The following is a 20,596-nucleotide window of genomic DNA, read 5'->3' as shown; positions in this document are numbered from 1 at the left end:
GCGGCACTTCAACCATTAACCGTTATACACGATCGACTTCGAGGGGCATCAGGAGTCGACGGGGCGCGAGCAGTGCGCGGCTGACCGGGTTGTCGGTGTTCCTGTCGAACCCGTCGCCGGGCCTCATCTCGATGTCCTCGGGCGGCACGGGGACGGAGCAGGCCGGGCAGGTGCCGTACGCGTTCAGTTCCGTACCGCAGGCGGCGTGGAGGAAGAGGCGCGTCGGGCGGGTGCTGGGGAGGTGGTTGCGCCCCCATCCCCCGAGGGTGCAGACGACGGGCCAGAGCGCCTTGCCGCTGTCGGTCAGGACGTACTCCTCGCGCGGCGGCGACTCCTGGTAGCGGCGCTTCTCCATGATCCCGGCCTCCGTGAGGGACTGAAGCCGGGTGGCGAGGACGGCGCGCGGGATACCGAGGTGCACAAGGAAGTCGTTGTACCGGCGTACGCCGTAGAACGCATCGCGCACCACCAGGAGGGTCCAGCGCTCGCCGACCACTTCGAGTGCGCGGGCGATGGAGCACTGCTGGTGCGCGTAGTCCTTGCCGAGAGCCATGGGGGCACTTTACTCCTCCTGGGTTCGATGAATGAACCCACCGTGCTAGCGTCAGCGCTCTCGACATGAGTTCATTCACCGAACCCACTCGGGGAAGTCCCGCGCCCCCCCGCGGGCCGGTCGCACGACGGCCGCTCGAACCCGGCGAACTCCCGGAGCGATGCCATGTCCCAGTCCTTACGCCCCCGCCCAGCCCAGTCGGTCACCGCACCGCCGCCCGGCCCCGCTCATCCCCGCCCACGCTCCGGACCGACCCTCGCGATCACCTCCGCCGCCACCGCCGTGGCGCTGATGACTACACCGCCCCGATGACGGCGCTCCCCGGCATCTCGGCCGCCCTGGCCACCCCGCCCTCCGGTCAGGCCTGGCTGCTCAACGGCACCCCGCTCGGACTGGCCGTCGTGCTGCTGGTCGCGGGCAGCCTCGCCGACGACTACGGCCGGCGCAGACTGTTCCTGATCGGCACGCTCGCCCTCGGCCTCACCGCCGGGCTCGGCGCCCTTGCGACCGACACCTTCACGTTCACGCTGGCCCGGGCGGCCCAGGGGGCGGCGAGCGCCGCGATCCTGGCCACGAGCCTGGGGCTGCTCGTGGGGGCGTTCCCGGCCGGCGCGGCCAGGATCAGGGCGACGGGGATCTGGGGCGCGTTCGTGAGCGCGGGGATCGCGCTCGGCCCGCTGCTGGCGGGGTCGCTCGGCTCGATCGACTGGCGGCTGACGTACGCCGCACTGGGCCTCGCCTCCCTCTTCACGGCCGCCTTCGCCTTCCGCGTGCTCGACGAGTCCAGGGCCCCGCGCGGCGGCCGCCCGGACCTGGCGGGCGCGGCGGTGCTGGGTCTGGCGATGACGGCGCTGCTGACCGCGCTGACCCTCGGCCGGGACGGCTGGCTGCGCGCCCCCGTGGGACTGCTGCTGATCGTGCCGCTCGCACTGGTCCCGGTGTTCCTCGCGGTGGAGCGCCGGGCGGCGGCCCCGCTGATCGATCCGGCCCTGCTGCGCAGTCGTCCGTTCCTGGCCTCGTCGGCGGGCGGGCTGTTCACCGGCCTCTCGGTGATCGGCCTGTTCAGCTATCTGCCGACTCTGCTCCAGCGGGCGCTCGGGGTGTCGGCGATCGATGCGGCGTGGCTGTTCCTGCTCTGGTCGGGCACGGCGTTCGTCGTGGCCCTGCAGTCGCGCCGGCTGACGGGCCGGGTGCCGGCCCGCCATCAGCCGGCCGCGGGCTTCGTCCTGCACGCGGTGGGCGTGCTGTCCCTGCTGGGCGCGCTGAACACCGAAGGGCACCCCGGCCCGGGCGTGTGGCTCCGGCTGCTCCCGGCCCTGATCGTGTCGGGCGCCGGCAGCGGACTGCTGAACGCCGCGCTGCCCCGGCTGGCGATCGAATCGGTGCCGCAGGAGCGGGCGGCGATGGGCTCGGGCGCGAACAACACCGCCCGCTACATCGGCTCGTCGGCGGGCGTCGCGGTGACGATCGCCGTCGCCACGACGGACTCGGGCGCCGACGGCGCGCTGCTGCTGTCGGTGGGACTGGCGCTCGTGGCGACGGTCAGCGTGCTGCTGCTGCGGGAGCGGACCTGACCGCACCCGCCGTCATCCCGCGGGTACGAGCTCGTCGTCGATCTCGTCCCGCGCGAGCACCTCGTCGTCCGGCCGCGGATCGTGCTCGCGCGGTCCGGCGTACGTCACCGCCAGCGCGACGGCCAGATTGGCGCCCAGCGCGACGATGCCGGCGTTCACACCCCACACCGGGTCGTTGTCCGTGAACACGAACCCGCACACCACCCCCACCCCGACGACCAGCCCGCTCATCGCCCCGAGCAGCGTCAGGCGTCGCCACATCAGCCCCAGCAGCACCATGGGGAGCAACTGCGCCATGCCCTCGTACGAGATCAGCGACAGCCGCACGAGGGTGTTCGGCGCCGTGTACGTGAGCAACAGCGCGAGGCCTCCCGCGACCACGACCACGAGCTGCGCCACACCCTTCTGCCGCTGCTCCCAGCGCGGCACGAGCGAGAGCACGCTGCGCCCCCACATCGTGCCGATGACCAGCATGAAGACGGCCATCGGCACGATCGAGGAGAGCGCGGCGGCGACGCCGATGATCCCGACCGACCAGGCCGGCAGCGAGTCCACGACCAGCTTGAAGAGCGCCAGGTTCGACTCGGCCCCGACCAGGCCGGGGACGACGAAGAGGGCGGCCATCCCGAGCAGCATCGGGACGAACAGCAGGACGTTGTAGGCGGGCAGCCACATCGCGTTGCGCCGGAGCACGTCGGCGTTCCTCGCGCCGAGGTAGCCGGCGACGGTCGTCGGGAAGATCACGACGGTGAGGGAGTTGAGGAAGGACGTGGTGATGAACCAGGCCTGTCCCAGGCCGCTGTCCCCGTGCCCGGGGAAGGTCAGCCACTCGCTCTTCTCGGTGACGAGCCGGTCGAGGAAGGGCCCGTAGCCGTCGAAGTAGTGCAACGGCACGTAGAGGGCGAGGAAGCCGAGCGTGGCGATCACCATCACGTCCTTCAGCACGGACACCCACGCACTGCCGCGCAGCCCGCTCACCACGACGAAGCCGGTGGTGACCGCGAAGGCGATGAAGTAGGCCCAGTTCAGGCTGATCGCGCCGTAGGAGATGGTCGAGACGACGACGCCCATGCCGGTGATCTGCAGCTGGATGTACGGGAGCAGGAACACGGTCGCCAGGACGGCGACGAGCGCCCCGAGCCAGGGCCGGCCGAAGCGGTGCGCCACCATGTCGGTGATCCCGACGAGTCCGTGCTTGCGCGCGTACGCCCAGAGCATGGGCCCGACGACATAGCCGAGGGCGTAACCGCAGGACATGTACGCGACCACGTACAGGACGGGCGCCCCGTAGTTGTAGCCCCACCCGGCAGCGCCGAGGTAGCTGAAGCTGGTGTAGCCCTCACCCGCCATCAGCACCCAGATGAAGACGGTCCCCAGGCTGCGCCCGCCCACCGACCACTCGGCGAGCCCACCGCCCTTCGCCCCGCGCCGCCCGCGCACGGCGAGCAGGCCGAGGGCCACGGTGGCGACCATGAAGACCCCGAAGACGGAGGTCGCGACGGCGGCGTTCACCGGCGGTCACCCCGCCGGGTCAGCCATACGGCGACGGGGGTGAGCAGGGTCGCCCCGAGCAGCCAGAAGAAGAGGAACGGCAGCCCGAGAACGACGGGATCGACCCGGTTCACGAACGGCAGCGCCCCCAGGTAGAGCACGTAGGGAACCAGCAACCACAACAACTGCGGACGTCGTCTGAGCACGTCAGAGAACCTTACGACCTCGTCCCCGATGGTCAGCGCTCCCGTACCCCGGTCAGCTTCCCCCAGACCACCAGCCGGTACCGGGAGGTGAATTCGGGCGTGCAGGTCGTCAGCGTCAGATAGGACCCGGCCGTCCGGTAGCCCGCGTACGGCTTCACATTGCTGCGCGGCACGGCGGCGACGACACCGCCGTCGCCCGGCTGGGTGCGGGCGAGGGTCCTGTCGACGGTGTACGTGTAGACGGCGTCCCGGGTCTCGACGGTGATCCGGTCGCCGGGCCGCAACCGGTTGATGTAGCGGAACGGCTCGCCGTGGGTGTTGCGGTGCCCGGCGAGCGCGAAGTTCCCGGAGCCGCCGGGCTGCGCGGTGCCCGGATAGTGACCGACGTACCCCTTGTCCAGGACCCCGTGCTTGCTGATGCCCTGGGCGACGGGCGCGGTCAGCCCGATGCGTGGGACACGGATGACGGCGTACGCCTGGGACCGGCGGGGTGCGGGCGCGCCGGCGGTCCGCCCTTCCCCGCCTCCGCCGCCCTTCTCCCCCACGACGGGACTGTCGCCGTCCGCGGGCTCCGGGGATGCCTCCGCCACCGGCGGATCCACCCCCGCGGGCTCCCCCCAGTCCCGCTGAAGGGCCCGTACGGTGTCGGCGGCTTCGGCGTGCGCCTGCCGGTTGGTCCACCACAGCTGATGGGCGACGAGCAGCAGCAGGACGACACCGAGGGTCACCACCAGCTCCGCGCCCGTCCACAGCCCGCGCGCGGCCAGCCGCCTCCCGCGCGGGTCGCGCTGCACCACCACCGGTATCCGCTCACGTATCCGCTGACGCACGGCCCGCACGATAGGGCCAGGGCCCGTAACTCTCCAGAGCGGGAACAGGCCTCCGTGCCGCGCCCGTCCAGCAGTACCGTGTGGTGCATGCGCCCCGACACGCCTGCTGACCACACCACCGAAGCCGAGCGCCTGCTGCGCACCGCGGCGCAGTACCCCGAGGACCACGAACCGCTGCTCCTCCAGGCGGCGGCCCATCTGGAACTCGCCGGTGACCGCACCCGTGCCACCACGCTCTACGACGCCCTGCTCAGCGACCCCGACACCGAACACCCCTACCTGGTCAAGGCTCTCAACGCCGCCAACCTGTGGGAGTACGGCCACGAGGCGGAAGCCCGCGCGATCATCGACGGGATCCGCGCGGCCGGTCCGCTGGAGGCGGCCCCGTGGGAGATCGCGGCCGAGACCCTGGAGGCCCACGACGAGCTCGAAGCGGCCCACGACTACTTCTCCACGGCCCTCACCCTGCTCATCGCCCCGGGCGAGGAGGTCCCGTACGCCACCCAGTCGCTGCTGACCGGCCGCCACCGGGTACGCCGTCTGATGGGCGTCACGCACGACGCCTGGGACGAGCTGGCCGACGCCCTCCACACGGCGGCCGTCCCGCTGGACGAACTCCACGACCCGAAACGGCTGTGGGCGCTCGGCTCCTCGGACCCGGGCGAGCTCCGGGCCGAGATCACCCGCCTGCGCGCAGAACTGGGCACGTACCGCACGGCCCTGTCCCGTCCGTTCCCGGTGGCGGTGCTCCACTGGCCGGAGCCCGAACTGCGCGAACTCCTCACCGCGTACCCCGGCCTCGGCAGCGAGTACACCTCGCACCCGGACCACCTGGCCCGCCTGGAGGCGGCGCTCCGCGACCTGCACGCGGCGGGGACCCCGAACCTCGGCATCGTGACGGGCACGGTCCCGTCGTACGAGGCGTTCGCCGCTTCCGAGGCCGCCTCCCCGTCCGATCCGGACCTGCTCCCCCAGTACGCGACGACCCTGGCGGCCCGCGGCCGCGCGGTCCCGTGGCCGCCTGCGAGAAGCGCGGCGTGCTGGTGCGGCTCGGGGCGGTCGTACCGGGACTGCCACGGGGGCGCGGCGGCGTAGTACGGCTTCGGGGCGGGCCCTTCCGAGAGCGGGGCGGGGCCGCCCCCGGGCCCCCCGCCCCGGCCGATCCCGGCCCGTCCCGCCCCGGTCGATTTCCGATGCCCTCGGCCGCCCCGCCCGCATACCCTGCCGCCATGCCCGAACTCCAGCGCCTGCGCCCCGAGCACGCCCCGGCCCTCCTCGCGTTCGAGGAGGAGAACCGCGCCTTCTTCGCCGCCTCCGTGCCGGACCGCGGCGACGAGTACTTCACCCACTTCGCCGCCGAGCTCGCGGAACGCATCGCCGAACAGGCCACCGGTGCCTGCCACTTCCACGTGCTGGTCGCGGAGGACGGCGAGGTGCTGGGCAGGTTCAACCTGGTGGACGTGGCGGACGGCGCCGCACACCTGGGCTTCCGCCTGGCCGAGAAGGCCACGGGCCGCGGCCTGGCGACGGCCGCGGTCCACCGGCTGTTCACGCTCTGCACCACCACGTACGCCCTGACGAGGCTGCACGCGGCGGCCGCTGCCACCAACACCGCCTCACGGTCGGTCCTGACGCGCACGGGGTTCGTCCCGACGGGAGAGGAGCCGGTGCTGGGAGGGAAGCGGGGGGTGGGCTACGTACGGAAGCTGCCGGCCGAGCCCTCCGGACAGGCCTGACATCACCACCCGGCACACCGCCTCCCACCCGGGCTGCGTGACAGGGCAGTTGCGGTGACGTAGGCACCGCCCCGTGCGATAGCGTCCGCCCATGTCCATGCCAACCACGCCTTCCCTCCTTCTGGACCGGCTGCACCGGGCCGGGCTGAACGACGCGGTGTCGGTGACTCCCGCGGAGGGGGGCTTGGCCGCCCTCGCGGGTATCGCGACGCGCCGCGAGGGTCCGCCCGTGTTCGTGAAGGCCTTCCACGACACGCCTGCTGACGGCCTGTTCGCAGCGGAGGCCGAAGGGCTCCGGGCGTTGCGCGAACTGGGCGGGGCCACCACTCCGGACGTGGTGTGCGCGAGCCGGGACGTGCTGGTGCTCTCCGTCCTCCAGGCGCGTCCGGCGCGCGAGGACTTCTGGGAGCAACTCGCCCACACCCTCGCCCGGCTGCACACCACCACCGTCCACGACCGCTTCGGCTGGTCCCGTGACAACTGGCTGGGGCGCTCCCCGCAGGACAACACCTGGAACACCGACGGACACGCCTTCTTCGCCCGGAGCCGCCTGCTCCGCTGGCTGCCGGAACCCCGGGTCAGGGCAGCGCTGGACGAGCAGGACCGGCGTGCGCTGGAGCGACTGTGCGAGCGACTGCCCGAACTGCTGCCCTCCCGTCCGGCCTGCCTGACCCACGGCGACCTGTGGGCGCACAACATCCTCGCGACCCCGGACGGACAGCCCGCCCTGATCGACCCGGCGGTCTCCTACATGTGGCCCGAAGTGGATCTGGCCCATCTGTGGACCTCGCCGCACCCGCCCGAGGCGAAGCCGTTCTTCGCACGGTACGCGGAGCTGACCGGACTCGACGACGACTGGCCCGCCAGGATGCCGATCATCCAGCTGCGCCAGCACCTGGCCGTCATCGCCCAGTTCGACCACGACTGGGGGGCGGCGGAGACGGTCCGCGCCACGCTCAGGCCGTTCCGTTCGTAGGCGCCGGATCCGCCCCCGGCCCGACCGACGGGCCCGGCGCAAACCGGGCGCGGGCACCCCGCACATCCGTCCCACCCCGCACATCCGTCCCACCCCGCGCATCCGTCCCACCCCGCCCGGGACGGATGCGCGGGAACGGTCACCGCCGACATGGCCGACTTACCTCTGGCCAAGCACACCGCACCCACCGATCCTGGCCTCCTGGACCATGGACCGCTTCGGGGGAGGCCACCGGATGGGCACGGACGGCCCGGCTGCGCCGGACAACAACCCTCCACCCCAACGCCCTTGGGCCCGCGGCAACCCGGGCCCCAGCGAACCGCCCCGCCCCCCGGGCCCGCCCGGCTCCGGCGGACCGGCCGGATTCGGCGGCGGCCCGTTCCCGGGCAGCGTCCCGATGCCCGCCCCGGTCAGCAGCCTGCGCACCCTCATGATGGTCGTCGGCGGTCTCCAGGCCGTCCTCGGCCTGGCCCTGGTGACCAACAGCGTCGCCATCGCCACCTCCCTCTGGGGCGAGGACGACGCACCGGCGTACGCCCGCCAGGCCACCGGCGAGTCCCACTCGGGCACGGTGGTCTTCGTCGGCCTGCTCATCATGGCGATGGGCGCCTGGGGCATCCTCACGGCTCTCAAGTTCCCCACCCGCCTCCCCAACGTGCGCAATTCAGCCATCGCCTACGGCTGGGCGGCCCTGGCCTTCACGGTGGTGGTGATGATGTTCATGCCGGTCCTGATCCTGACCCTGGTCTGGCTCGTCCTGGCGATCCTGCTCGTCGTCCGGCCGAACCAGCCGGAGTGCCGGGCGTGGTTCGGGGGTTAGGGGATCGGACTCACCGACCGGCAGCGCATTTGTCACTGGGATTCCCCCCTGTCCGACCTTTGCAATATCATCACAGTCCACCACTCATTCCAGGGCCGCACCTCCCACGCAGGTCTCAGCTCTGTGTGCGCGAGGAAGTCTTCATGCCGCCCTACCAGCCCTCTGCCGACTGGCAGTTCGAGGTCCCCACCACCGGCACCAAGCGGCTCCCGCCGGCCGCCCGCTACGTCGAGTCGCTGACGCATCAGGGGTACGGGTTCGAGGCAGCCATCGCCGACCTGGTCGACAACTCCATCGACGCGGGCGCCCGTAACGTCGTCGTCAGCTTTCTGCGCGACGAGGACCGTCTGGTCAGCCTGCTCGTCATAGACGACGGCTACGGGATGGACGACGCGGGCCTGGACACCGCGATGACGGTCGGCGGCCGGCAGAACTACGATGACGACGCCCTCGGACACTTCGGCGCGGGTCTCAAGGCCGCGTCCCTCTCGCATGCCGACTCACTGACCGTCATCAGCCGCACCAAGCGCAGCCCGTCCACCGGCCGCCGCTGGCTGACGGCCCGCGCCCAGGCCGACTTCACCTGCGACATCGTCGACCCGGGGTACTGCCAGGACCTCGTCGACCGGTACGACGGCCTCATCGAGTGGCAGGGCACGATCGTGCGCTGGGACAACGTGCGGGCCTTCGACACCGTCATCACCGGCCAGGCCGACCGCTACCTCAACGACGCGATCGAGAAGCTGGAGACGCACCTGGGCCTCCACCTCCACCGGTTCCTCGTCCGCGATGACTTCAACATCGACATCGTGGTCGAGGACGTCCGGACCAAGGAGGAGCTGGACCACCGCGGCGTCGAACCGATCGACCCGTTCGGCTACCGGGTGCCCGGCCGGGCCGGCTTCCCGCGTACGTACACCGCACCCGTCCAGGGCGTCGGCGAGGTCGAGCTCACCGCGCACATCTGGCCGCCCAAGTCGCCCCTCGTCAGTTACCGCGGCATCGGCCCGCTCGCCGAACGCCAGGGTTTCTACATCTACCGCAACAACCGGCTGGTCCAGGCGGGCGGCTGGAACAGCACCCGCAGCCCCGAGGGCCACCTCGCCCTCGCCCGGATCGCAGTCGATCTGCCTTCCGCGCCGAACGACGTCTTCGGTCTCACGGTGAAGAAGGACGGCGTGACCGTCACACCCGCGTTCGCCCGCGGCCTGGAGCAGGCCGTGGACGGCGGGGGCCACACCTTCGGTACGTACGTGCAGGAGGCGGCGGCCACCTACCGGGAGGCCGCCAGGCGCGCGACCGAGCCTCAGCGCAAGGCCGTCCTCCCGGCCGGCAAGGGCATGGACCCCAAGCTGCGGCGCACGCTGCGCGACGAGCTGCCGGAGCTGGAGGGCGAGGACCCGATCGCCTTCCGCTGGGACGCGCTTCCGTCGGACGTGTTCTTCGAGATCGACCGCGAGCAGCGGGAGGTGCGGCTCAACAAGGAGTACCGACAGGTCCTCAACGGGGGCCGCCGCGGGGGCCTGAACGACGCCCCCGTGGTGAAGAGCATGCTCTACCTCATGGTCAACGAGATCTTCCAGAAGGAGCGGGTGCGGGCCGTCCACACCGACAACGTGGCCCTGTGGAACAGCGTCCTGGTGACGGCGGCGCGCTGCGAGCTCGAACGCTGAACCACCCCGTCCCCGACCCCGTTCCGACCTGAGAGAGCCGCGACGCCATGACCGACCACCTGTTCACCCTGCACGGCGATGTGCTGGCCGCGATGCGGCGCGGTCCGAAGCTCTTCGCCAAGCTCGCCTTCGTGCTCTCCGAGGCCGAGGAACCCGCCGACACCGCGCTCGGCCACTTCCGTGACCGGATTCTCGCCGCGGACCCCGGTGACGGACTGATCGCGCTCTGGCACCGCACTCTGACCACCTGGGACCTGGCGGAACAGGTCGACTGGTCGGAGGCCCCCGCCCGCACCGACGCCCGCCGCTCGGACACGTACGACCGACTGGGCTTCGGCGCCGACCTGCGCAAGGCACTCGACGGTGCGGTGCCGGTGTTCAAGGAGCCCGGCCCCACGGTGATCAGCAAGGAGTTCGCGTCCTGGTACTCCCGTGACACCGCGGCCGCGCGTTCCTTCTACTGGGACTCCTACGAGCAGCTGCTGCGCCGCAAGGGCTGGTCGGACGCGGCGGTCGCCGGTCTCGACGAGGCGAGCCATGCCGTGGTCGAGCGGCTTTCCGATCCCACACGGACCGAGGCGTACGGCGCGCGGGGTCTCGTCGTGGGCTACGTCCAGTCGGGCAAGACCGCCAACTTCACGGGCGTCACGGCCAAGGCCATGGACGCCGGCTACCGTCTGGTCATCGTGCTCGGCGGCACTCTGAACCTCCTGCGCGGCCAGACCCAGCGCCGCCTGGACATGGAGCTGATCGGCCAGGAGAACATCCTGCGCGGCGCCGACCCGGCGGATCCGGACGCGCTGGTGGGCATCGACTACCAGGACGACGCGGACTGGCCGGCGAAGTTCGTCAGTCACGGCGGCCGCCCGTCCGCCCTGGGCGCGTTCGACATCGAACGCCTCACCACCCGCGACGACGACTACAAGAGCCTGCTGAACGGCATCCGGGCCCTCGAATTCGAGAAGCAGGCCCGCACCCTTCCGCTCCACGACCCGGCCAACCTGCACCACGCGGCAGCCCGCGTCATGGTCGTGAAGAAGAACAAGTCCGTGCTGGACAGGCTCATCAGGGACCTCAAGAAGATCGGTCCGATCCTCTCCGAGATCCCCGCGCTGATCATCGACGACGAGTCGGACCAGGCCTCGGTCAACACCACCGACCCCAAGAAGTGGGAGGACGGCAAGGTGGCCCGCACGGCCATCAACAGCCAGATCTCCCAGCTGCTCGGGCTGCTGCCGCGTGCCCAGTACGTCGGCTACACCGCGACCCCGTTCGCCAACGTCTTCGTCGACCCGGGCGACGGGGAGGACATCTTCCCGCGCGACTTCCTCATCTCGCTGCCCCGCCCGACCGGCTACATGGGCGTGCAGGACTTCCACGACCTCGAAGCGGCGGAGGGCTCGGCCGAGGAGACGCACATCCGCGGCATCTACGAGACCACGGGAGACCGTCTCCAGGAGGCCCTGGACGCCTTCATCCTCACCGGCGCGCTCAAGCTGTACCGCCAGGACCACGGCGTCGACGAACCGTTCCGCCATCACACGATGCTCGTCCACGAGTCGGTGAGAATGGCGGAGCACACCGCCCTCGCCCTGCGCATCAACTCCTTGTGGCACCAGGCCGCGTACACGAGCCGACAGGGCCACGAACGCCTGGCCGCTCTCCTCGAGTCCGACTTCCGGCGCTACGCGGACGACGGGCTGCCCACCCCGGAGTCGTACGAGGAACTCAAGGGCTACGTCGCGACCGCCCGCCAACGGATCAACTCCGGCGGCACCCCGGTACTCGTGGTCAACGGTGACACGGAACGCGACTACGCCCAGCCCGAACTCGACTTCGACCGCACTCCCCACGTGTGGAAGATCCTGGTCGGCGGCACCAAGCTCTCTCGCGGCTTCACTGTCGAGGGCCTCACGGTGACGTACTACCGCCGCACCACCCAGCAGGCCGACACCCTGATGCAGATGGGCCGCTGGTTCGGCTTCCGCCCCGGCTACCGCGACCTGGTCCGCCTGTACATCGGCCGCGAGGAAGCCCTGGGCAAGTCGAGGACGGTCGACCTGTACGAGGCCTTCGAGGCCATCTGCCGCGACGAAGAAACGTTCCGCACCCAGCTCACCCGATACGCCACCCTGGTGGACGGCAAGCCCCAGCTCACCCCGGCCCAGATCCCCCCGCTGGTCTCCCAGCACCTGTCCTGGATCAGGCCCTCGGCTCGCAACAAGATGTTCAACGCGGAGCTGGTGGAGATCCGGTCGCCGGGGCAGTGGGTGGAGCCTACGGCTTACCCGACGGGGACGGAGGATCTGCGGCACAACGCGGAGGTATGGCGGCCTGTCCTCGAAGGGCTGAAATCCGCTCCTGTCACGCTGAGATGTTCCTCCGTCGAGCTCGGACGGAACGACAGTTACGAAGCCGTGCTGGGCACTGTCGACCACAGGACATTGATCGGCATCCTGTGCGATCTGAAGTGGTCCGCTCCTACCCAGTTCGCCCCGCACCTGCAGTCCCTCGTCTCAGCGGGCGAGGCGGACAACACCATCGACGACTGGTTGGTGATCGTTCCGCAGCAGACGTCGGACCGTGGCGACGAGGCGAGCATTCTGGGATCCCGCCCGCTCTCGCTCGCGCGCCGTACGCGGCGTCGCGGCGATCTCTTCGGGGCGATCAGCGAGCCCAAGCACCGCGGTGCCGCTCTGCGGGTCGCCGGTGCGCTCAGTGACTCGGGTGACCCCTCGGTCGAATCACTCGTGCGCGAAAGCCGAGGTGTCCTGGTTCTCTACCCGGTGATCGAGGACGAGCCCCGGCTCTCCTCCGGCGGTGCGATCGATCCCGGGAACGTCGTCATGGCCTTCTCCCTCGTGGCCCCGGCTGCACGGAACACCGGACAGCAGAGTCTGGTGCGATTCCGTGCCATCGATTCGAACAGGCGCGATTCCGCCATCATCGATCGGGGACGGGTCGGCTCGTAGGAGACTTGGCAGTGATGACCATCGTCAAACCGTCCTCTCCCGGCGTCGCCGCCCGGATGAGTCGCCAAGCCAGCCGCGACACTGCCCCCGAGGTGGCGGTCCGGAAGCTGTTGCATGCGTCCGGCTACCGGTATCGCCTCAACGAGCGGGTGCCTCACATGCCCCGGCGGACCATCGATATCGCCTTCACGCGGGCCAAGGTCGCCGTGTTCATGGACGGCTGTTTCTGGCACGGCTGCCCCGAGCACGCCACGCAACCGAAGGCGAACGCCGAGTGGTGGCGGCAGAAGCTCGATCGCAACATGGCCCGGGACGCCGAGACCACGGCGCATCTGGTCACCGAGGGGTGGACGGTCCTGCGCTTCTGGGAGCACCAGTCCCCCGTACTGGTCGCCGAGCAGGTGGCGGAAGTCGTCGATTCAAAGAAGTCCGCTGAGCGGACAGGATCAGAAGGTGAGGGCTTGTGACCGGATTACGGTTCGTGGACGTGTGCGCGGGGGCCGGAGGGCTGGCCCTCGGACTGGAACGGGCGGGGTTCGATCCGGTGCTGTTGCTGGACAACAAACCCGTTGCCTGCGAGACGTTGCACATGAACCGACCGCAGTGGGACGTCCGGGAGATGGACCTCCTGGACTTCGTTCCGGACGAGCACCCACAGACGTACGACGTCGATCTGCTGTCCGCCGGGCTGCCCCGTGTGAAGTCGAGTGCGACTGCGGCAAGGGCCGAGACCGAGGAGGAGGAACGTCTACTGCAGGCGACGGTCCTCCTCGCGTATTCGATCCAGCCACGCGCCATGATCATTGAGAACGTGCCGGGGCTCGTCGACGCCGAGGCGTTCGAGCCCTTGCGTGATTTCGTGCGCAAGGAGCTGGAGCATCTCGGATATCGCCTGCACTGGTTCGTGCTGAACGCAGCAGATTTCGGTGTGCCACAGGATCGGAAACAGGGAGTGCTGGTGGCTCTCAAGGAGCGATACTCCGACCGCTTTCGGCCGCCGGTACGAACGGTGATGGAACGCGTCTCGGTGGGCAGGGCACTGCGTCATTCCATGGCCGCTCGTGGATGGAGCGGCGCGGACGCCTGGGCGGCAAGGGCGATCACCGTGGCGCCGACACTGGTCGGGGGCTCCGACAATCGAGGGGGCGCCGATCTCGGCCCGACGGGCACGAAGGCCGCCTGGGCGCGCATGGGGGTCAACGGGGGCGCCTTGGCCGACGAGGTTCCGGGACCCGAGCTGGACAGCTGCCCGGACATGATCAAGCTCACGGACGCGCAGGCCGCGCTGCTGCAGGGGTTTCCGCCCGACTGGTTGTTCGCAGGCAGGAAGACGGCCCGGTACCGCCAGATCGGGCACGCCTCACCGCCGCCGGTGGGGAACGCCTTGGGTGCCGCTGTCGCGGAGGCTCTGCGCGATGACCGCACGCGAGACAGTGTCGGTCCGAGGGTCAGTTGATCTTGAACGGCCGGCTACACTTCAATCCCATGACCCACACACCTCATCCACCGCTCCTACCTGCGGATTTCCGCATCGTGGACCTGTTCGCAGGTCCGGGTGGCCTCGATATCGCGGCCTCGATCATGGGAGTGGAGAGCATCGGGGTGGAGTGGGACGACCCGACCCGCGCGACGCGCGCCGCGGCCGGCCTTCGCACCACGGTGGAGAAGGACGTGGCAGCGCTGAGCGCATGCGATCCCCAGGTGAGGGGCGCCAACGTCCTCACCGGTGGGCCGCCGTGCCAGTCGTTCTCCGTGGCCGGCAACCGGGAGGGTCACAAGGCCCTGGACGACGTGAAGCGTCTGGCCGGTTGCTTGGTCGGCCATCAGGACTTCGCATCCTTCGAAGCTGCTTGGAGGGCAGTCAAGACCGAGACGGACTCCATGTCCGACGAACGCACGGGGTTCGTTCTCCAGCCATTGCGTTGGATCATGGAAGCGAAGCTCAGGCGCGGCAAGCCCTATGACGTGGTGGTGCTGGAGCAGGTCCCCACAGTGCTGCCGGTGTGGAAGCACTACGCCGCGCTCCTCAGGCGAACCGGCTACGCGGCCGACGCCCATGTGCTGCACGCCGAAGACTTCGGCGTCCCCCAGACACGGCGGCGGGCCGTGCTGATCGCTCAGTGGGACCCCGACAACACGGGACGACAGGTTCCCTTCCCTCGTGCCACCCATCAGCGATACCGCAAGGGAGCCGAGCGCCTACTGCTTCAGAAGCACCAGGGCACGGCCCCCGGGCAGCAGGACGGTTTCCTGTTCGCGCCGCCGAGGAACCCCCAGGAGTCCGGGACGATGAGCCCCTGGGTGTCGGTGGGGGACGCGCTCGGCGCCACACGCCCCCGCGACTTCGTCCTGGTCTCCAACTACGGCTCGGGCGGCGACCCGAAGAACCGTGGGCGTCGCACCTCGCAGGAACCGGCCGCGACAATCACCGGCAAGTTCCGCCGCAATCGGCTCTTCCTGCTGAAGGAGGGCGAGTCGGGCGAGAAGGAGGTCGGCGAGGAACTGGACCGACTGTCGGTCGTGGAGGGTGGACTTCTCCAGTCGTTCCCCGCCCGCTACCCGTGGCAATCCACCGATGTGGCCCAGCAGATCGGCAATGCCGTCCCGCCGCGTCTCTCGCTCCACATTCTGAGCGCCGCGCTCCTGCGCGGGGTCCCGAAGGACGAATGGTTCACCCGGCTCGAGGAGTGGAAGCCTGGGTCGCCTTCGGCGGAGGGAGACTCCTCCGCCGAAGGCTCCTGATACGAGGACCCTCGGCGGCCCGGTCAGTCCGCCTCGTTGTCGTCGGTCTTCCTCCCCCGCACGGGAGCCCCGGCGAAGAGTTCCCCGAAATGATCGGCGAGAGCGGTCACCGCGTCCTCCGGCGCCCTCTCCTCGTCCGGCCCTTCCGGGAGTGCTCTTCGCGGCACGGCCGGCGCACTCTCCGCGGCCTCGATCCACTGAGCCGTCGGGCGGCCGTCGCGTTCCACGTCCGGTGCTACGACGTCGTACATGAGCGTGGCCGCGGAAGCGTTGACCACCCGTGCGAGTGCGTTGATCTCCCTGCCGGTACTGACGGTGCCGCGCTCGATCAGACGCGCCAGCGCCAGTGCCGTCGGCCGGTGATCGATCGCGTCGAGCCGCAACCCGGTGTTGAGCATGTCCTGGTGCGCGCAGACGGTCACCACCGGCCCGTAGTCGGAACCGTTGCGGAAGAGCTCGGCGGCCCACCACAGGCGGGCGAACGCCTGGGTGTAGGACGCACCGCGAAAGCGTGTCGCGGCGACGCGCCCCGCCTCTCCGAGGCTCTCCTTCTTCGGCTCCGACATGTGCCGCCACACCACGTAGTCGGGAGCGACTCCCAGAGCGAGGTAGTTCCACAACCTCCGATCGGCCGCTTCCCTGCGCGTGAGCCTCAGCGTCGCGTGGAGCCGAGGAGCCAACCAGGCATCGGCGGCAGTGACCTTCTCGTCGCGAAAAGCGTGCATGGCATCGTCGACGAGATCGCGGACCGGCATCAGCGCACCCCTGGCCTCGTCACCCGGCAGGGGTTCAGCGACCTTGTTGAGCGCTATGGCCGGAACGTCCTCCTTGCCCGTGAGCAGACCTTCGGTGAGGTACCGGGCGGCGTTGAGATCCGCGAGGAACGCCAGGCGTTCCGGCAGGTGATTGGGCTTGTCGGTCACGCGTCGGTCCCCCGGTCGAGTCGGTCGAGGCCGCGGATGGTCGCGGTCAGCGCCTTCGGCACATCCGCCCTACGCGTCGCGGCGTAGTGAATGCGGGGCTGAAGGTCGGTCCATCCGGACGCTCCGGTCCTTCGGCCGTGCACTTCCCGGAGCGCGTCCCCGAGCGGTAGACCGGGCACGACGTCCGGAAGCATTTCGCGGAGCACCTCACCCCGCCAGTCCTGGGGGAAGAGCGGGGTGCCGTCGTCCTCGATCTCCAGGTCGCCGATGGCGGTGTGGAACACGGCAGTCCACACGTCCGTGCACATCTGGGCGATCAGGAGATCTCGGACGAGGCTCTCGACCGCAGTACCGTTGCCACCGACCAGTTCGGTGATGCCTTCGAAATCGGTGTTCATGTGCACGGTCGGTACGTCACCGGAGGTATCGACGGTCCACGGCACATCCCCGAACGGGCGCAACCACTCGGGCCCGTCGCGGAACCCGACTTCGGACACCGCCAGTTCCCGCTCACGCAGAGGGGCGTCGGCCTTCAGGTCGACGATCCAGTCACGTTCCGACGCGGCGATCATGCGCCCCGGTACGCCATCGACCGTGGCGATCACGTGGACCGACATCGTGGCGCGATCGAGGTGATCAGCCCGCCAGAGGTCCAGGGAGCCGGCCCATTCACGGCCGCCCTCGGCGCGCAGCTCCAGACACACGGTGGTTCGCGCGTTGGTGGCGCCCTCGGTGAGCACGACCACGACCGACACGTCGGACCAGGGCCCGTCGGGTTCCGTCGCACGTCCGGGCACCATAGCCGTGAGGGTCAGCCGGGCTCGCTCCCAGTCGTCCCGCTCGGCCAGCCCGAGGGCTACCACTTGCTCAATGGTCGAGAACGTCTTCGTGTCGAGCGGTTCCCGAGCTTCTCCGGGACCCCGCAGTTCGACCGCGGCGACTCGTAGCGTCACCGTGCCGGGAAGCCGCTTGTACGGATAGCCCCTCATGCCTGGCCCCCCTTGTCGGTCCCGAGCTCGACGATCAGTCCGGTGAAAACAGCCCGCACGGGGTGCGTGGATACGTCGGTCGTTCCCCGGAACGTCGCCTTGCGGGCGCCCGGCGCGAAATGCAGAGATCCGTCCACGACTTCACAGTTATGAACAGCGACGAGCTCGGACCACGCAAGGACGGTGCGCGGGCCAGAGCGCACGTCCAACTTCGCTACGGGAGTGGGCCGGGAGGAGTCACCACCGGTGGGAATCTTCACCTCTCCCGTGACGCACCACGCACCGTCGGCGTCCACGAAGGCGTCCAGCTCCTCCAACATCGGCAGTGCCGTCGGGCCCGCGGGCCGGGGCGCCCTCTTGCCCCCCAGCGTCAACTTCTTGCGCAGCCGTTCGGCCCCGCCCGACCGGTTCGCCTTGGGCAGGGCGACAAGTTCGCGCACCGCCTTGTTCGTGTCGGTGGTGAGCTTGGCGATTCGGCGGTATGCGGACGGCGAGTACAGCATGCGTAGCTCTTCCGTCTGCCCCCACTTGTTGTGCTCGGGTGGCTCGGAGGTACGGAGGAATGCCTCCGCCTCGTCCGCACCGGGGGCGTCTTCGCCGACTGCGTGGCCTGTGAGCAGCACCGCCTGGAAAGGGCTGGTTCCTACCGGCAGTTCCCGTACCCGAGTCGTCCTGACGGTCATGCGGTTGCCCCGCATCATGACCACGCTGTTCGGTTTACCGTCGTCTGCGTCCTCGGCCTCCGTCACGAGGACAACGGCTCGGTGCTCAACGCTGCCCTTACGTCCGGCAAGGGCCGGTACGTTGAGCGACACCGTCGCCATAGCCACCTGGCCGGACGAGGTCAGCCGCTCCACGGTCGTGCCGTCGAGGAACGCCTGTAGGGCGCGAGTGCGTGACGGCTGCATGGCCTTGGGATCGACCCGTTCCTCCTGGATGATCTCCGCGCCGTTGCGGAGCGTCCTTACGGATGCCTCCAGCAACGGTCGTCGTGTCTCGCCCACGGTCATGGCAGCCCAGAAGTTCCGACTGAGGGCCTGGACGAGACGCTTGTGCATCCGGTGCACGCTGTCGTCGTCCTCCACACCGTTGTTGTCGGAATCCGGGTCCGCCTCGACAAGGCTGGCCACGTCGTGGGCGCCGACGATCAGGAACGATGTGCCCGGTTCCTCGCTCTCCCGGGTGAGGTAGAGCCTCCTGACCTTGTCCTCGTCGGCCCACCAGGAACGGGCGACATCCGAACTGTTGGCGTCCGGGTCGGGTCGGCCGAACCAGGCGGGGCCTGCCCAGGGGCGGCCCTCCACTTCGCGCCAGGGAAGGTCGAGCCGGCCGATAAGTCGTCGCTCGGTGCGTCCCTCGTGCGGCTCGGAGAGGGTGGAGTGCATGAGGACCAGGCCGAGACGGCTCGTTGCCCACAGCGTCGCCTTTCCCAGGCCGTACGAGCCGCCCGCCCCACTCACCGTCTTGTGGCTGTCCAACTGCCGACGCACCACGGCGGCGAATCGCCCGGTCTCGTAGTCGTCACCGGTCAGGCCGGAGGCGTTGTAGTCGTCGACGCGCAGAAGAACCAGTCGGTCCCGCTCGTACATGTCGCGCAGGCCGGCGGCGATGACCCGTCCGACTTTCTGATCCTGGGACGCCGCCGCCTCGTAGTGCGGAAGGAGTTCGTCCCAGCGGATCTCCTCCCGGAAGCGGGCCAGAGCTTCGCCCGTCAACTCGTGCAATGTGTACCGCACTCGTACCGGCTGGCTGCGATCGAGACGTTCGTCCAGGCTGTTCTGCGTCGCCTCGCGCGCCAGCACCTCGACATCGGCCTCGAAGGCGAAAGCCGCTGCGTTTCCGAAGTCGCGCCCCCCGTCGGCATATCCGGGGCGGTGGTACCAGGAGACGGGCAGACCGCCCAAGGTGTCGGAGGTGCGCGTGTGAATGGTGCCGAGGTCGGTGCCGAGAGCTTCCGCGATCTTCGCGATGGTCTCGCCACGAGGGGCCGCACGCCCGGTGATCCAGGCCGACACCGCCGCCCGTGTCATTCCGATGCGCTCGGCGAGGTCGGCCTGACTCAGGCCCGACTGCCTCAGTTGCCGAGCGAGCCAGGGACCGAAATCCATGCCGCTGTCCAACGTAACCACTCCTCAACCGCCCGGACGACCATGGGGTCACTGTACCGGAAATTTGACAAGCCCCGGCGGCCGACAACGAAATTTGACAGCTCTGGGAGACGGCTCGAGCATTCATTACTTCCCTGATCCAAATGCTTCGAAAGTCCTGACTTGAAGCAGGACACCCCGCTTGTCACTCATCATCCGTTCGGTCCGAATTATCCACTGAACACCCGCTCGCCAGCGTCGCCTTCAGTGCCGAAAGACTCTTGTGGCAAGCCCGGCAGGGCCTGTAATATTGAGGCCGGAAGGGCCCTGAACGGGCTCGAAGAAGCACGCTTCATCAGGTGCCTTGTTTGCTGTGCTCGGACGCCAACCTCACGTTCGATTCACGGTAGTTCACCGGATCGGCGAAACCCCTTGCCCCCTTCCGGGAAGTGCGGTTTGATCCTCGGAAAATCCTTCCCGGATCCGCAATCCCCTTCGGAGAAACCTTTCCTCTTGCCCTTCGCCGAATTCACCGCCCCCACCTTGTGTGTATTCAGCCGTCTGCACGTGCGCAACTCTCAGAACCGATCCGTGCCATACACACAAGAACAAGGGGTACCACCTTATGGGCACAAGCATGTTCGGCTCCCATGCCTTCTTCCTCATCGATGAGTACGACGGATACAAGAAGTCGTGGGAAAAGGGGAACTACCTGAAGAGCACCGGTCGGACGGTCGCCGACATCGAAAGGCTTCGGGACCTCCGTAACGCCCTCGAGGGTGCTGCAGAGGCCGCCCCGGAGCCCCCGAGCCGCCGCGAACCGCGTCGCAGCCGTTCGCGCTCGAACCGCCGCCCCCGGGTAATCGGTACGCACCCCGCGAACCGGACCGACATCCGGTACGCGTCCCGGCGCCGCAGGCCCCGCGTCGTGCTGCTCATCGTGGTCATCGGACTGGACTGAATCCGGCGTCCTCCCGACATCCGCCACCTATCGTTGAGCTCGTCGGCCGGCCGCACCCCCGCA

The 20,596-nt window shown here is 69.5% G+C and carries 17 protein-coding genes and 2 pseudogenes; 12 read left to right on the top strand and 7 right to left on the bottom strand.

Features of this window, described 5'->3' with window-relative positions; all coding sequences use genetic code 11:
• Positions 1–22: 22 nt before the first annotated feature.
• Positions 23–553 carry a winged helix-turn-helix transcriptional regulator gene (locus OG538_RS23530; RefSeq protein ID WP_406096646.1) on the bottom strand — a complete coding sequence of 177 codons (531 nt, stop codon included), beginning with the start codon at positions 551–553 and terminating at the stop codon, positions 23–25.
• Between the two features lie 165 nt (positions 554–718).
• On the opposite strand from OG538_RS23530, the pseudogene OG538_RS23525 reads away from it, so the two are divergent.
• Positions 719–2,127, top strand: a pseudogene (locus OG538_RS23525) (MFS transporter).
• 12 nt (positions 2,128–2,139) lie between these two features.
• On the opposite strand, the gene OG538_RS23520 reads toward OG538_RS23525, so the two are convergent.
• The 3 genes from OG538_RS23520 to OG538_RS23510 form a co-directional block, all read right to left on the bottom strand.
• On the bottom strand, positions 2,140–3,639 hold the full coding sequence (locus OG538_RS23520) for a sodium:solute symporter (RefSeq protein WP_406096644.1): 1,500 nt from the start codon (positions 3,637–3,639) through the stop codon (positions 2,140–2,142).
• Complete coding sequence (locus OG538_RS23515; protein WP_356321379.1) at positions 3,636–3,794, bottom strand: DUF3311 domain-containing protein; 159 nt, start codon at positions 3,792–3,794, stop codon at positions 3,636–3,638. Before OG538_RS23515 ends, OG538_RS23520 begins: the two co-directional genes overlap by 4 nt.
• A 62-nt stretch (positions 3,795–3,856) precedes the next feature.
• Positions 3,857–4,654 carry a class E sortase gene (locus OG538_RS23510; RefSeq protein WP_406096642.1) on the bottom strand — a complete coding sequence of 266 codons (798 nt, stop codon included), beginning with the start codon at positions 4,652–4,654 and terminating at the stop codon, positions 3,857–3,859.
• A gap of 87 nt (positions 4,655–4,741) precedes the next feature.
• On the opposite strand from OG538_RS23510, the gene OG538_RS23505 reads away from it, so the two are divergent.
• From OG538_RS23505 to OG538_RS23465, 9 genes are all read left to right on the top strand, one after another.
• Entirely contained in the window at positions 4,742–5,749 is a 1,008-nt protein-coding gene (locus tag OG538_RS23505; protein WP_406096640.1) for an SEC-C metal-binding domain-containing protein, read from the top strand.
• A 134-nt stretch (positions 5,750–5,883) separates the two neighbouring features.
• Entirely contained in the window at positions 5,884–6,390 is a 507-nt protein-coding gene (locus OG538_RS23500; RefSeq protein WP_406096638.1) for a GNAT family N-acetyltransferase, read from the top strand.
• Positions 6,391–6,481: 91 nt separating this feature from the next.
• Positions 6,482–7,366, top strand: a complete 885-nt coding sequence (locus tag OG538_RS23495) for a fructosamine kinase family protein (protein ID WP_406096636.1) — start codon at positions 6,482–6,484, stop codon at positions 7,364–7,366.
• Positions 7,367–7,574: 208 nt separating this feature from the next.
• Positions 7,575–8,186 carry a hypothetical protein gene (locus OG538_RS23490; protein WP_406096634.1) on the top strand — a complete coding sequence of 204 codons (612 nt, stop codon included), beginning with the start codon at positions 7,575–7,577 and terminating at the stop codon, positions 8,184–8,186.
• 143 nt (positions 8,187–8,329) lie between these two features.
• Entirely contained in the window at positions 8,330–9,859 is a 1,530-nt protein-coding gene (locus tag OG538_RS23485; protein WP_406096632.1) for an ATP-binding protein, read from the top strand.
• A 47-nt stretch (positions 9,860–9,906) separates the two neighbouring features.
• Positions 9,907–12,831, top strand: coding sequence for a Z1 domain-containing protein (locus OG538_RS23480; RefSeq protein WP_406096630.1), 2,925 nt, complete (start codon positions 9,907–9,909; stop codon positions 12,829–12,831).
• Between the two features lie 14 nt (positions 12,832–12,845).
• The gene (locus tag OG538_RS23475; RefSeq protein WP_406100271.1) at positions 12,846–13,298 is read left to right on the top strand and encodes a very short patch repair endonuclease; all 453 of its coding nucleotides are present in this window, start codon (positions 12,846–12,848) and stop codon (positions 13,296–13,298) included.
• A complete protein-coding gene (locus OG538_RS23470) occupies positions 13,295–14,287 on the top strand; it encodes a DNA cytosine methyltransferase (protein ID WP_406096628.1) in 993 nt (330 codons plus the stop codon). The genes OG538_RS23475 and OG538_RS23470 overlap by 4 nt, the downstream gene beginning before the upstream one ends.
• A 29-nt stretch (positions 14,288–14,316) precedes the next feature.
• The gene (locus OG538_RS23465) at positions 14,317–15,573 is read left to right on the top strand and encodes a DNA cytosine methyltransferase (RefSeq protein WP_406096626.1); all 1,257 of its coding nucleotides are present in this window, start codon (positions 14,317–14,319) and stop codon (positions 15,571–15,573) included.
• Positions 15,574–15,596: 23 nt separating this feature from the next.
• Here OG538_RS23465 and OG538_RS23460 read toward each other — a convergent pair whose 3' ends face one another.
• Both OG538_RS23460 and OG538_RS23455 read right to left on the bottom strand, forming a co-directional pair.
• Entirely contained in the window at positions 15,597–16,496 is a 900-nt protein-coding gene (locus OG538_RS23460; protein WP_406096624.1) for a DUF6339 family protein, read from the bottom strand.
• Positions 16,493–17,485 carry a hypothetical protein gene (locus tag OG538_RS23455; protein ID WP_406096622.1) on the bottom strand — a complete coding sequence of 331 codons (993 nt, stop codon included), beginning with the start codon at positions 17,483–17,485 and terminating at the stop codon, positions 16,493–16,495. The genes OG538_RS23460 and OG538_RS23455 overlap by 4 nt, the downstream gene beginning before the upstream one ends.
• Positions 17,486–18,018: 533 nt before the next feature.
• Between OG538_RS23455 and OG538_RS23450 the strand changes: the two genes are divergently transcribed.
• Positions 18,019–18,369 carry a nitrilase-related carbon-nitrogen hydrolase gene (locus tag OG538_RS23450; RefSeq protein WP_406100270.1) on the top strand — a complete coding sequence of 117 codons (351 nt, stop codon included), beginning with the start codon at positions 18,019–18,021 and terminating at the stop codon, positions 18,367–18,369.
• A gap of 1,050 nt (positions 18,370–19,419) precedes the next feature.
• Here the strand turns inward: OG538_RS23450 and OG538_RS23445 are convergent.
• Positions 19,420–19,593, bottom strand: a pseudogene (locus OG538_RS23445) (helix-turn-helix domain-containing protein); the annotation flags it as partial.
• A 604-nt stretch (positions 19,594–20,197) separates the two neighbouring features.
• Between OG538_RS23445 and OG538_RS23440 the strand changes: the two are divergent.
• Positions 20,198–20,533, top strand: coding sequence for a hypothetical protein (locus OG538_RS23440; RefSeq protein ID WP_406096620.1), 336 nt, complete (start codon positions 20,198–20,200; stop codon positions 20,531–20,533).
• Positions 20,534–20,596: the final 63 nt, after the last annotated feature.

The sequence above is a fragment of the Streptomyces sp. NBC_01013 genome (genome assembly GCF_045162765.1).
In the GTDB taxonomy this organism is placed as follows: domain Bacteria; phylum Actinomycetota; class Actinomycetes; order Streptomycetales; family Streptomycetaceae; genus Streptomyces.
Note: the sequence above shows the minus strand (reverse complement) of the source record. Positions and strands in the feature narration are given on the sequence as shown.

Excerpts from the sequence above, each read along its gene's own strand:
- OG538_RS23475 (WP_406100271.1), top strand. The coding sequence starts at position 12,846 with ATGACCATCGTCAAACCGTCCTCTCCCGGCGTCGCCGCCCGGATGAGT.
- OG538_RS23495 (WP_406096636.1), top strand. The coding sequence starts at position 6,482 with ATGTCCATGCCAACCACGCCTTCCCTCCTTCTGGACCGGCTGCACCGG.
- OG538_RS23455 (WP_406096622.1), bottom strand. The coding sequence starts at position 17,485 with ATGAGGGGCTATCCGTACAAGCGGCTTCCCGGCACGGTGACGCTACGA.
- OG538_RS23480 (WP_406096630.1), top strand. The coding sequence starts at position 9,907 with ATGACCGACCACCTGTTCACCCTGCACGGCGATGTGCTGGCCGCGATG.
- OG538_RS23485 (WP_406096632.1), top strand. The coding sequence starts at position 8,330 with ATGCCGCCCTACCAGCCCTCTGCCGACTGGCAGTTCGAGGTCCCCACC.
- OG538_RS23440 (WP_406096620.1), top strand. The coding sequence starts at position 20,198 with ATGGGCACAAGCATGTTCGGCTCCCATGCCTTCTTCCTCATCGATGAG.
- OG538_RS23505 (WP_406096640.1), top strand. The coding sequence starts at position 4,742 with ATGCGCCCCGACACGCCTGCTGACCACACCACCGAAGCCGAGCGCCTG.
- OG538_RS23530 (WP_406096646.1), bottom strand. The coding sequence starts at position 553 with ATGGCTCTCGGCAAGGACTACGCGCACCAGCAGTGCTCCATCGCCCGC.
- OG538_RS23490 (WP_406096634.1), top strand. The coding sequence starts at position 7,575 with ATGGACCGCTTCGGGGGAGGCCACCGGATGGGCACGGACGGCCCGGCT.
- OG538_RS23465 (WP_406096626.1), top strand. The coding sequence starts at position 14,317 with ATGACCCACACACCTCATCCACCGCTCCTACCTGCGGATTTCCGCATC.
- OG538_RS23500 (WP_406096638.1), top strand. The coding sequence starts at position 5,884 with ATGCCCGAACTCCAGCGCCTGCGCCCCGAGCACGCCCCGGCCCTCCTC.